The 12,927-nt window shown below is 29.4% G+C and carries 10 protein-coding genes; 9 read left to right on the top strand and 1 reads right to left on the bottom strand.

Annotation, left to right across the window (positions count from 1 at the left end; translation table 4 throughout):
* Positions 1–57: 57 nt before the first annotated feature.
* Positions 58–2,058 (bottom strand): pullulanase, encoded by a 2,001-nt coding sequence (locus V3249_RS00950; RefSeq protein ID WP_337902479.1) that lies wholly within the window; start codon positions 2,056–2,058, stop codon positions 58–60.
* 301 nt (positions 2,059–2,359) lie between these two features.
* Here V3249_RS00950 and V3249_RS00945 point away from each other — a divergent pair, with 301 nt between their 5' ends.
* The 9 genes from V3249_RS00945 to V3249_RS00905 all read left to right on the top strand — a co-directional run bounded on the left by V3249_RS00945 (position 2,360) and on the right by V3249_RS00905 (position 12,919).
* Entirely contained in the window at positions 2,360–2,587 is a 228-nt protein-coding gene (locus V3249_RS00945; protein ID WP_044284445.1) for a hypothetical protein, read from the top strand.
* Complete coding sequence (gene nusA, locus V3249_RS00940; protein WP_337902482.1) at positions 2,580–4,397, top strand: transcription termination/antitermination protein NusA; 1,818 nt, start codon at positions 2,580–2,582, stop codon at positions 4,395–4,397. The genes V3249_RS00945 and nusA overlap by 8 nt, the downstream gene beginning before the upstream one ends.
* Positions 4,398–4,406: 9 nt before the next feature.
* Entirely contained in the window at positions 4,407–4,697 is a 291-nt protein-coding gene (locus V3249_RS00935) for a YlxR family protein (RefSeq protein ID WP_337896863.1), read from the top strand.
* Positions 4,664–6,463, top strand: coding sequence for a translation initiation factor IF-2 (gene infB, locus V3249_RS00930; RefSeq protein WP_318047614.1), 1,800 nt, complete (start codon positions 4,664–4,666; stop codon positions 6,461–6,463). Before V3249_RS00935 ends, infB begins: the two co-directional genes overlap by 34 nt.
* 11 nt (positions 6,464–6,474) lie before the next feature.
* Entirely contained in the window at positions 6,475–6,822 is a 348-nt protein-coding gene (locus tag V3249_RS00925; protein WP_044284432.1) for a ribosome-binding factor A, read from the top strand.
* Positions 6,823–7,456: 634 nt separating this feature from the next.
* On the top strand, positions 7,457–10,387 hold the full coding sequence (dnaE, locus tag V3249_RS00920; protein ID WP_341517594.1) for a DNA polymerase III subunit alpha: 2,931 nt from the start codon (positions 7,457–7,459) through the stop codon (positions 10,385–10,387).
* 22 nt (positions 10,388–10,409) lie between these two features.
* The gene (locus V3249_RS00915; RefSeq protein ID WP_337896861.1) at positions 10,410–11,300 is read left to right on the top strand and encodes a 5'-3' exonuclease; all 891 of its coding nucleotides are present in this window, start codon (positions 10,410–10,412) and stop codon (positions 11,298–11,300) included.
* Positions 11,301–11,316: 16 nt separating this feature from the next.
* Positions 11,317–12,504, top strand: a complete 1,188-nt coding sequence (locus V3249_RS00910; RefSeq protein ID WP_341517593.1) for an endonuclease/exonuclease/phosphatase family protein — start codon at positions 11,317–11,319, stop codon at positions 12,502–12,504.
* Positions 12,505–12,541: 37 nt separating this feature from the next.
* Positions 12,542–12,919 (top strand): hypothetical protein, encoded by a 378-nt coding sequence (locus V3249_RS00905; RefSeq protein WP_303571487.1) that lies wholly within the window; start codon positions 12,542–12,544, stop codon positions 12,917–12,919.
* The last annotated feature ends 8 nt before the right edge of the window (positions 12,920–12,927 follow it).

Below are 12,927 nucleotides of genomic sequence, written 5' to 3'. Positions count from 1 at the left end.
TTAATTACCTATTTTATTGGTTTTTTTAGTTTTTAAAATTCAAGGCAAATTTTAGGACTAAAGTTTTTTCATAAGTAAGATTGACTGTCGTTTTTCAATAACATTTTGACTAAATTGTAATTTAGAATTAAAAATAACATCAAAATCTTCAAAATTATAGTCATAAAAATTGGCTGAAAAATTATGAATCACCTTAATAATTTCGTTTTTAATTTGGATGTTAAAAATAATTAAACCTTTTTTATTGTCAACAGTTTCAAATTTTATCGAATCACAAATTGTTTGATTATCTGGCAATCTAAAAAACTGGGTTTTTAGGCGAAATTCGTTAATTTTTGCTAAAAAATTAAAAATTTTAGTTTTAATTTCGCTAATTTCAAGAAGGCTAAAATCAAGACCGTTTGTAAAATCGGTGGTTTTATTTGAATAAAAATCAAGAAATTTATTTCCCTGATATGGAAAAGGTGGTTTTGTTGCATTTAAATTAAGTTGACAATTTGAATAACTAGCGCCCGAAAAATCACATGCTTTTGAAAAGGCAAACTCAGTTCCTGAACTTAAAAGAACTTTTCCTTGAACAAATAAAGTCATCATTAATGCTTGACGATAAGTTTCGATAAAAGCATTTTTTGTCAGTCCTGAGGCACTTGTTAAAATTTTGTCAGCCAAAGTAGGACCATCATATGAAGTTATATAAGAAACATTTATACTAATATCGTTTGCAAAAAGGTCATCTCTTCTAGCTGAGTGATAAAAATCGCCAAAATCAAAGTCAAAAATCCCACCTGGAATCAGTGAAACATATGAGGCAAATTTTGAACTATTTTTTGACAAAATTAAACCTTTATCACCAGGAACATTCGATCCGCGAATAACATTCGGAAGTCCATAATTTAAATAAGCAAAGTTAAAATTATTAGAACGACTAGTTTTTTCAGTTCGATTTTTGTGTTGTAAATCAGTTTTTTTACAAAATTTACCAAACAAAATAATGTTAGGATTTATTTTTTTCAGTTCGATACTTATAATTTCAAGTGATTTTTTATCAAAATACGAAGCTGCATCAAAGCGAAATCCATCAACTTTATAGTATTGCACAAAAAAAATGAGTGAGTCTAAAATTAGCCTAAATGCCATTGGCTTTTGCGAATCAAGAGGCGGAAATTGGGAAGGAAAAGACAAGGCCTCATCGCGATAAAAATAACCACGGGCTACATCATCTAAAATTGATTTGCAAAAAGTTTGACTAAAAGCAACATCAAGAATAATTCCGATATTTTTTTTATGAGCTGAGTCAATAAATGCTTTAAATTCTTTTATTTTTAAATACGGATCAAGCGGATTTGTCGAATAACTTGAATTAATTGAGAAAAATCCAAGCGGATCATAGCCTCAGTTATAGTTTGTAAAATGTCCTTTTCCTTGACCTTTTTTAAGAATTGAAACATTTTTTTGACTAAAAGTATAACAAGAATGAACTGGTAATAATTGTAAAAAATTAAAATTTAGTCCAGATAAATAATCAAAAATTTTCTGATCTAGCGCCCCAAGAAAAGTGCCTGGATTTGCTATGTTTGAATTTTTTGAACTAAAATCGCGAATATTTAATTCGTAAATTAGTGCATCATTCAGCGGATTTTTGCTTTGAAATGATAATTCTGAAGGACTTATGCCAGCCTGAGGTGAATAAATATCAATTAAATAACTTTTTGGAACTTCATTTTTAGTTCAATCAAAAGGACAAATACTATAAGAATAAGGATCAAGTGCTTCGGTTATTGTTGAATCACGGTGTTCAATTAATAAATTATAAAGATATCCGTGAAATTTTTCATCAATTTCACAAAATCAGACATCAGATCGCTTTGTCATTGCAATTATTTCGGTTGGATTTGTGTCTTGAGAATTTTCATAAATTGCAAAGTGAACCCGCGTTGCATCAGGTGATCATAAATAAAATTCAAAACGGTTTGAATTAAAAATTAAGCCTAGCGGTCCTCAATATGATTCGCCACGCGAATTTTTTCTAATTAAAGCAGTATCATAATTTATAAACATATTTACTATAAAAACCCAAAAAAGTGCTAAAATAAACGATAAATCTAGAAGTTGTTATAATACTTATGTTGAAAAAATAGCAAAACTTCTATAAATGTGCTAAAAAAACATATTTTTTAATTATAACATAATAGCTAAAAATCATTTACTTTTAATTTTTTATTTTAAAAAAATTTTAAAAGTTGTATAATTATTTTAACCTTTATAAAATTAACATTTCAATAAAAGGTTGTCCTTGTGACGACTTTTTTGTTTTAAACCTAACAAACTTATTGAAAACATTGAAGAAAAAGGAGAAAATTTGAATTTAATACAAAGGTTAAAAGATGAATTTAATGATATTTTGTCAATTAATTTTGTTTTAGAAGACGGGCTGAACTATTTAAGAGTTGTTACAAATTATAATTCACTTGATCAAGTTGAAGCGATTTCTAAAAAAATTTCTGAATTTATTGATAAAATTGAATCTAGTGAAAATAATTTTATTTTAGAAGTGCTTTCAAGAGGACAGGATTGCCAAGATGAATAGAAAAAGAGAAAAAGTTACTAAAATTAACCCAAAAGACAACGCAAAATTAATTGTTCAATCAATTAAGGAGGTTGCTAAAAACAGCGAATTATCGCTAGATAGAGTTGTTGACATTTTCCAAGAAGCTATTGAATTTGTTATATCACGAAAAATTGACCCTGACGCGCATATTTTAATTGAAGCTAATTTGGAAGATTCAAATTTTAAAGTTTTTAATACAAACGGAATTGTTGTTGAAGATACTTATTTTGATGAGCTGACAAATGAAGAAAAAATTAATGAATCTATTTCATTTATTTTAGTTTCTGATGCGAAAAAGGTTAACGAAAATGCCCGTGTTGATGACATTTTTTCAATTGAACTTGACCTTACAGCTTTTGAACAATGACTCTTTACAGCAATTATGCACACTTTTAAACAAAAAATTTCTGAAATTGTCCGTAATAATGTTTTTAATAAATATTCATTATTAAAAAATCAAGTTGTCTCTGCGACAATCACAAACAAAATTTCAGCTGGTTACATTTTTGAAATTGACGATGACAAAGTTTCTGCTTTTATGCCAAGTCATTATGCAACTGGAAATAATTTAAAAATTGGTTCACGTCATGAAGTTGTTATTGAAAATGTAACTAAAAATACAAAACAGTCACAAGTTGTCGTTTCATCAAAATCAGTTCAACTTGTTAAGAAAAAAATAATTGATGCAATTCCTGAATTACAGTCTAAATATCTTGAAATAGCTTCAATAGCACGAATTCCTGGTGAAAAATGTAAGGTTGCAATCCGAAAAACTGATGATGCCGAAGCAAGTGATATTTCCGAAATTGGCTCAGTTGTTGGCGAGACTGGTTCAAGAATTTTTGCAATTAGTCAAGAACTTGATGGCGAAAAAATTGAAGTTATTAAATATGATGACAATATAATTCAATTTATTGTAAATGCAATGTCACCTTCAAAAGTTATTTGCGTAAAAGAGTTCAAAATAAGTCATAAATTACGGCGTTTTACTGTGGTTGTGCCTGATTTTCAACATAGCCTTGCTATTGGAAAAAACGGTTCAAATGTAAAATTAACAGCCGATTTAACTCGTAGTCAACTTCAAATTTTGCCTTATTCTGCAGTTCTAAAAGACAATAATTTCCAAATTGAGTGAAACGGAAATGTTAAAGATCATCAAGAACTAATTGATCTCAAAAACGAATATATGCAACGTCAGCAAAGTCGCGCTTATCAAAATCAAAATAAGTGAAATTCATATAGTCGACCTAGCAATAGTTTTGACTCAATTTTGCAGCAATTTGAATCAGATATTCTCGAACTTGAAAAACCTTATGGGGTTGAGAATGAATTTATCCCTAGAAGTAAGCTAAAATCTGCTAAAACTCAGCCAGAAGTTGCTAAACCCGCTAGTCCTGTAAAACAATCAGCAACTAAAAATCGACCTTCAGGTAAAGTCGTTAATAAAAAAGAAAATAATCCAAATTACTCAAATTATCAATCGGATTCAGAAGAAAAATCATACTCTTTTTCAAATGTAAGTCAAAAAAAATTTTTTGATGCCGATTCTTTGTTTGACTCAGCCCTTAACGAAGCAATTAGCGAAAATGAATTAATCGACAAACAACATTTAGAAGAAGGCAAAAAACAAGAGCAAAAAACTCCAAAAGTACAAGTCAGTCATCGAACCGAAGAAGACAATGAATCATATATCCAAAATGAAAAACAGATTAAAAATTTCAAATCAGATGATGATCTTGTAAAATACACCGGTGTTGATGATATTGATATTGACGATTTTGACTTTTAAGGTAAAAAAATGAAAAATCACACAAGAAAATGTATAGTTGATCAAAAAGTTTATCCTATAAATAATTTAATTAGGTTCACTTATATTAATCAAAAATTAATTATTGATAAACATTTTGATAAAAAAATTGGTGGCAGGGGCGCTTACATTTTCAATGATTATGAAAAAATTCAATATGCGATTAAAAGAAAACTTTTTAATCGCACTTTTAAAACAAATATTTCCGCTTTTGCTTACCAAAATTTAGCAATCGAGGTAGAAAACTTATGAAAAAACCGCAAAAAAGAATCTCAAATGTAGGCGAAATTAAGGCTCAACTAAAAACTGTTGAAACTAAAGTTCACAACGGAGTTTTCCTCTTTTCGGGAATAATGACAATTAGCGAACTTTCAGAAAAAATTAATGTCTCTGTTAATGAAATTATTACTTATTTTTTCAAACAAGCAAAAATGTATAATTTAAATCACAGTCTTTCTGAAGATGAAATTGCCGAAGTTTGTCTTGAATTTGGACTTGATTTTAAAAAAGAAGTCCAAATTGACGCATCAAATTTCATGGAAGAAGTAAGTATTAAAGACGAATCTGATCATCTCAGCCACCGCCCACCAATTATTACGGTTATGGGTCATGTCGATCACGGGAAAACAACACTTCTTGATTTTATTAGAAAAACTAATGTCGCAAAAAATGAGCGTGGCGGAATCACTCAACACACCGGTGCTTATCAAGTTACTTTTGAAGACCATATTATCAATTTTATTGACACTCCAGGTCATGAAGCCTTTACCCAAATGCGGGCTCGGGGGGCAAAAGTTACCGATATTATCGTCCTTGTTGTTGCCGCTGATGATGGGGTTATGCCTCAAACTAAAGAAGCTATCAGTCATGCTACTGCCGCAAATGTGCCTATTATTGTTTTTGTTAACAAAATGGACAAACCTAATAAAGACGTTGATCGAATCAAAAATGAACTTTCAGCATTAAATATTGTCACCGAAGAATGAGGAGGAAACAATATTTTTGTCTACGGTTCGGCTCTAACTGGTCAAGGAATTGATGAACTTTTTCGGTCTATTTTGCTAGTTGCTGAAATTCTTGAACTAAAAGCAAACAAAAATCGCTACCCAATTGGAACCGTTATTGAAGCAAAACTTCACCATAATAAAGGGACAATTGCAACTCTAATGGTGCAAAATGGAACTTTGATGGTTCGAGATTTCATTGTTGCTGGTTGTCAATACGGTCGAATTCGTTCACTTGAAGACACAAACGGTAAGCCAATTAAATTCGCGCCTCCGGGAACCCCAGTTATTGTCACAGGTCTGAATTATGTTCCTGAAGCTGGTGATAAATTTTTTGGTTTCCACGAGGAAAAATTTGCCAAACAACTTGCATTAGAAAGAAGACAATCAGAAAAACTTTCAAAAACAAAAGCTCAAACTACACAACAAACAAAAGAAAAAACCTTAAATATTATAATCAAAGCTGACGTGACTGGAATTGCTCAGGCTTTGCACTCAACAATTGAACAACTTGCCTCAAAACATGTTCATATTCACATTTTGCACTCAGGAGTTGGGATTATTAACAAAGCCGATATTTTGCTGGCCCAAACTTCAAATTCAACTATTTACACTTTTAATCTCCAAGTTCCACCAGCAATAAAAGCGCAAGCTAAACAAGCACAAGTTGAAATTCGCGAGCACACTATTATTTATAAAATAGTTGATGAAATTAAAAAACAAGTTCGAAGTATGCGTGAAATCAAATATGAGCTTCAACAAATTGGAACTGCCAAAATTATTGCTAAATTTTGGTTCTCTAAAGTCGGTTCAATTGCTGGATGTAGCGTTGTTAGCGGAAAATTTGTAGAAAATTGCAAAATTGAATTATGAAGAAATTCAAAATTAATTCACTCAGGGAAAATTGAATCACTTCAGCGTGATAAAAATCCTGTAAAAGAAGTAACAATTGGAAATGAATTTGGAACACACATCTACAAATTTGATGACATCGAAATCGGTGATGAACTTAGATCTTTTATTGAAGTTGAAATTGATAACTAAAGGAGAAAATTATGTCTGTTAGTCATGAAAAACGGCAAACTTATTATTACCAGTTGATCTCAAAAATTATTGAGTCAAATTTTTCTGAAAGAATGCCAATTGCTGTAAATTGAGTTCGACTTTCCGGTGATAATTCTCATCTTTTTGTCTATTTAGAGTTTGAATATGATGAAGATAAGTTTCTAGGCGAAATTATTAAAGCCGAAAAATTTATCCGTCTCAAATTTGGAAACCTTCTTGACGGATTTAAGGTTCCAGAATTACACTTCAAACTCGATCCGGTTGCAAAACGTGTCGACGAAATGGACAAAATTTTTGCCAGAATTAAATCTCAAGATGAAAATAACGACAAAAACTAACTATTTTAATAAGTTTTTTACGCTTTTTTAACTAAAAAAGCAAAATTATTAAATTTTTAAACTACCTTTTTTTGCTAAACCACTAACAAAAACATAAAAAAAATACAACTACTATTTAAACTCGACGCAAATAGAAAACTCGTTTTTATTTGCGTCGAGCCTAAAAAAACATATGAAGTTTTGAAAGAGCCATAACCAAAAGCCTAAATTTATAGATTTCTAAACGGGTAAATTTAAGGCATTCCATCATATTTAAAAATATAATGGATAGTTCGCAATGTCTGATTTTTTAGACAAAAAACATAATCAAATCCCCCTTAATTCAATATCAAAATTTATTAATTATTCTTAGTGTAGTTCATTATAACATAATTTTTTATTAGACCAAACATTTTTTTTTTTTTTTGCAAAAGGTTAATTTTAAAATAATAAAAACTAAGATTTTACGTCAAAGAAACAAGGATTTAGCGGTATTTTTACTATTTATACCCACTAAAATGTGGATTTTGCCATCAGACTGGAAATTCAGGAATATCTATTTTAAAAAGTTTTTCTAGGAAAATTCATTTATTTTTTGACATTTTTTCAAAAAATAAATGAATTTTTTTAAATTTAAAATAAAATTACTTTAAATATGAATCTAATAAATTTACACACAAGAAGCGAATATACATTTTTATCATCAACAATCAAATTAGACTCACTAATTGATTTTGCGCTCAAAAATAATCTAAAAACATTGGTGCTAACTGATTTTAACACAATGTTTGGGGTTCCAAAGTTTTACAAATTATGTAAGGAAAACGGGATTAATCCTGTAATTGGACTTGAAATTGAAATTGAAAAATTTCATTTTATTTTGCTCGCAAAAAACTATCAAGGCTATGTTTTTTTGTCCAAAATCTCGACCAAAAAAACAAAAAATGAGGACATTTTTCTTGGCAACTTACTAAATCAAGACAATATAATTATTATTGACCACCCCAGAAAAGGTTTTTACTGGCAAAAAAAGGTGCAATTATCAACTTTTTTAGGACAGAATAATTTAAAAAACTACTATATTGTCGAAAATAATCCTAAAATTAGCAATGCAATTTATGTCCAAGAACGAAATGTGCTTCATGCATCAGAGAAAATTTATTTAGAAGCGCTTTACAAAATCAAAGGCGAAATTTTTGACCCTGGCCAAAAATTGTACGATTTTGATGACTGAGAAGTTGAAATTGAGCCTGAAATTATCAAGAGAACAAACACTCTTGTTAAAAATATTAAAATTGAATTTCCTAAATTTGGCATTAATTTGCCAAATTTAGACAAAACAGGCCAAAGCGACCCTGATATTATTTTAAAAAATGTTCTAATTGAAGCAATAAACAAAAAAAGAACTGAACTTGAAAATTACAACTACTCCTCAAGGTTAAAATATGAATATAAAATAATTTCTGAACTAAAATTCAGTAACTATTTTTTAATAATTTGGGATTTACTTAAATGAGCAAGAGAAAATAATATTCTAATTGGCCCAGGTCGAGGTTCGGCTTCTGGATCACTTATTGCTTATTTATTAGATATTACCGCCGTTAATCCTTTAAAATATAACCTAATTTTTGAAAGGTTTTTAAATCCCAAACGAATATCAATGCCTGATATTGATATTGATATTCAAGATACGCGTCGAAATGAGGTAATTGATTATCTTTTTCAAAAATACGGTCTGCAGCATTGCGCGACAATTATCACTTTTTCGACACTTGCGGCAAAAAGTATTTTTCGCGATATTTCAAAAGGTTTTGGTATTCCTGAGGTTCAAATTAATAAAAACGCTAAATTAATTAGCCCAAATACGACACTAGCTCAACTTTATCAAAATACTAAGTCCGGATTTTACAAACTAATTCAAAAAGGCGACAATTTTCAAGGCCAAGACAACAGTGCAATTTACAAAAAAATCTATGAAATCAGCGTCTTTTTGGAAGGAATGCCCCGTCAGTCCTCAACTCATGCAGCTGGAATTGTCTTTTCAAAAACACCAATTTCTCAGCTAGTTCCGCTTCATTATTCAAAGGAAAATCTCAACCAGATTCAGTATTCTGCTGAATTTATTGAAGATTTTTCACTTTTGAAAATCGACCTTTTAGGTCTAAAAAATTTAACTATTGTGGCAAATATTCTTGCCGAAATTAATAAAAAAGGTCACAATTTACAATTTAATGAACTTCCGATCTATGATAAAAGTGCAAATAAGCTTTTATCTGAAGGAAAAACAAGCGGGATTTTCCAACTTGAGTCGCCTGGAATGACAGAAAGTATTATAAAAATCGGTGTAAATTCAATTAATGATGTTGTTGCGGTAATTTCGCTTTATCGACCTGGACCAATCAAGCAAATTCCAACCTATGCGCAAAACAAAAAAAGTAGAAATTGACCTAAATATTTTCCTGAATATGACAAAATTCTTGAGTCAACTTTTGGAGTTATTATTTACCAGGAGCAAATTATGGAAATTTGCCAAGTTGTTGCAGGTTTTGATTTGGCTCAGGCAGATATAATTCGTGTTGCTATTTCCAAAAAAGATGAATCAAAACTGGAACAAATTAAGAAACATTTCCTTGAAGGAGGTGCTAAATTAGGGCGTGATCCTAAATTAGTTGCTGAAATCTATGATAAAATTTATGAATTTGCTGACTATGGTTTTAATAAAGCCCACGCGGTTGCTTATGCAAATTTAGCCTATAAAATGGCTTATTTAAAAGCTAAATTTCCCCTTTATTTTTTTGCCGAGCTTATTTCAAATGAAAACGGGGCTCAGGCAAATATTAAAAAATATGTCCAAGAAGCAAAAAATTTTGGCATTCAGATTTTACAGCCAAATATTAACTTTTCATCCCACAAGGCGACTTATTTTGAACAAAATAAAACTATTTATCTCCCACTTTTAATGATAAAAGGTCTTGGAGCAATCGCAATTAAATCAATTATTGACGAACGTGAAAAAAATGGAAAATATAAGTCCTTCCTTGATTTTATAAGACGGATGAAAATAATTAATTTTTCAAAAGTTGCAATTGAAAAATTAATTTTTGCAAATTCACTAAAAGAATTTGCAAATCAAGAAACTTTAGCTCATAATTTAGATTTACTTTGAAATCATGCTACTTTAGTCTTAACTGACAAAGACGGAAATTTGGTTGCCCTTGAAAATAATAGCGAAACTGAATCAAATTTGCTTGAAAAACTACCTTATAATGAAGATGAAAACTACAATAATGAAATAAAATATCTCGGAATGTCTTTTATTGAAAAAAAACAGACATCGGTTACAAATCAAACTCCACTTAAAGATTTAAGACCTAATAATGAATATTTATTATATCTTGAGTTAAAAAATGTAGAAAAACGTGATGTAAATAATGGCTATATACTTTATTATCTAACTCTAACAGATGGAGAAATGAAAATCGGTGTCTATTCAAAAAATTCGTATTATTATTCACTTGAATTAGGAAAAACCTATAAATTTAAATTACTTCTAAGAAATGATGGAAAATATTCAATAAAAAAATAATTACAGAATAAAGTTGACAATTATGAATAAAAAAATTTTGCTAATTGATGGAAATTGACTTGCTTTTAAGTCATTTTTTGCTGGATACTACGGGAATCAGCTAGTTAATTCTAAAGGTGATATGACTTTTGCAATTCATATTTTTTTTAATACTGTTTTTAAATTAATTAAACTTGTTGAGCCAAACAATATTTATTTTGCATTTGATTTTGGCTCAACAACTAGTCGTCACCAAAGCTATCCTGATTACAAAAAAGGTAGACAAAAACCACCTGATTCTTTATTTCTGCAAATAAATATAATCAAAAAAATCCTTAGTTTATCAGGATTTTTTTGATCTCAAGACAGCGAATTTGAGGCTGATGATTTAATTGCATCTATGCAAAAAATAATAAGAAATGCCGATCCTGAAACAGAAATTTTTATTTTTAGTTCAGACCAAGATTTACTACAATTAGTTGATGAAAAAACAACTATTATTAATAAAATTAAAAATGACTCTATTAATGCAGTTAATTTGGAAAATTTTCACCAGAATTTTGGAATTAATCCTGACCAAATTGTTGATTTTAAAGTTTTAGCAGGTGATAGTTCTGATAATATTAAGATAATTGATGGTCTAGGAGCAAAAGGCGCAATAAAATTACTTGAAAAATATAAAAATGTAGATAACATTTTGGAAAATCTTGATAAAATTAGTGCAAAATTGTCAAAACAAATCGAGGAAAAAAGGGACAAAATAGTGTTTTTTAGAGATTTTATTAGATTAAATTATGGTGCCAAATTTAATTTTGATATTTTTGAAAGTTTAAATATCAAAATTTGTCCTGATTTACTAGAAATTTTAAACGAACTTGAGTTAAAAAAAGTTAGTGATGCTCTAATTGAATTATCTAAAAGGAAAATTGATTAACAAAATTTAATCTAAAATGAAAAAAGCTATTTTATTCCCGCTTATTTTTGCGGGATCGGCAGCAGCTATTGGCGCTGGTGCATATTTTATTTATAATTCATCTACCGGAGAACAAACTGGAAAGGGAGTTATTATAAATAAAAGTCAAACATCGCCTAGGAAAAACTTATCCGCTTCGGTTGATGAGACTCAAAAACAAGATCAAAATGAACAAAAAACTCCAGAACCTGAAAAAAATCCGCAAAACGGTAATATCCAATCAATTCGCGTTGGTTTTTGAAACGTTTTAAATTACACAAATAAATCAAAAAATCCAAATAGTGCAAAAACTTATGCTCTTGCTAATGTTATAAATTCTTCTGGAAGTGATGTTGTTGGTCTTGCCGAAATTACTACAACTGGTGATGGGACTGATATTGTAAAAGAACTTCAAATATTAAACCCTTCCGCTGGTTGAAAACAAATAACTACTGACAAATATGGGAAAACAAACCAACAGGAAAAATACACTTTTTTATATAAGTCTTCGCTTCTTGAAACAATAAATTTTGAAGGAAATTCTAATCCATACTTAATTCAAGATGGTATAAAATTGCAGAAATGAGCCCGACCGGTTGCGGCTGTGAAATTTCAAACTAAAACTAATATCAAAAATGATTTTACTTTAGCAATTGGTCATTTTGATGCCCCAGGTGCAAGTAAAAATCGTAAGGAAAAACCTGATTCTGAAGCTCCTAAACAAGGTGATCAAGAAGCAGGTGAAGCTCGTGATTTAGCTAATGTTTTAACTAAAATTGATGAAAAAGATGGCCTAAATAATGAGATAATCTTCATGGGTGATACAAATATTCGTGCTGAAAACACCGAAAAATTATTTAAGTCAACATTAGAGTCATATCAATCGCTCCTTAATAAAGATGAAAAAACAACTTTATCTTCTGAGTTTGGCAAATATGCAAATTCTTATGACAAATTTTTTTATAAAGGCGATTTAAAAACAACAAATGCAAAAAAATACGACATATTTTCAATTTTTGAGAAAAATATAGTAGATTTAGAAAAATATGACAAAATGCGAAAACAAGATAAAAGATCAATGAAATATAAACTCGATGATCCAAAAGATTTAAAAAGAATTGCAGGAATTTCAGACCATACAATGGTTTATTTTGACCTTGAATTAAGCGAATCTGACAAAGATTAACATAGATCAATTTTTCCTCAATTAATCAAAAAACTCTATGAATTTCGGCGTTTTTCCTCCAAATATTATTGCTTTGATAAAAAATCCAAGCTTAATTTATTGTGGATTACATAATTGTACTTTTACTGCTTTTTATCAAGGTCAAAAAGTGCAAATTCGAATAGCAAAAAACAATTTTGTTGATTGACAAAATGGAAAAAATTTCATTCAAAATGATCCAAATTTTCTTTTTTACCAAAAGGGAAATTACATTAAAAAATGGATTGAAGGCCAAATTTTAGACTCAGAAAACTTAGATTTTTATATTAAAAAGTTATTTACTGAACTTTCAAAGTTTCACCAACAAAAAAATCAAAAATTAGCAAATTTAATTGACAAATTGACCAAATTAACGATCAAAAATACAAAAAACTAGTTCAAAAA

Origin of the sequence: Mesomycoplasma ovipneumoniae, assembly GCF_038095995.1 — a bacterium.
GTDB classification, from domain to species: Bacteria; Bacillota_I; Bacilli_A; order Mycoplasmatales; family Metamycoplasmataceae; genus Mesomycoplasma; species Mesomycoplasma ovipneumoniae_F.
This window is presented reverse-complemented; position numbering and strand designations above follow the sequence as displayed.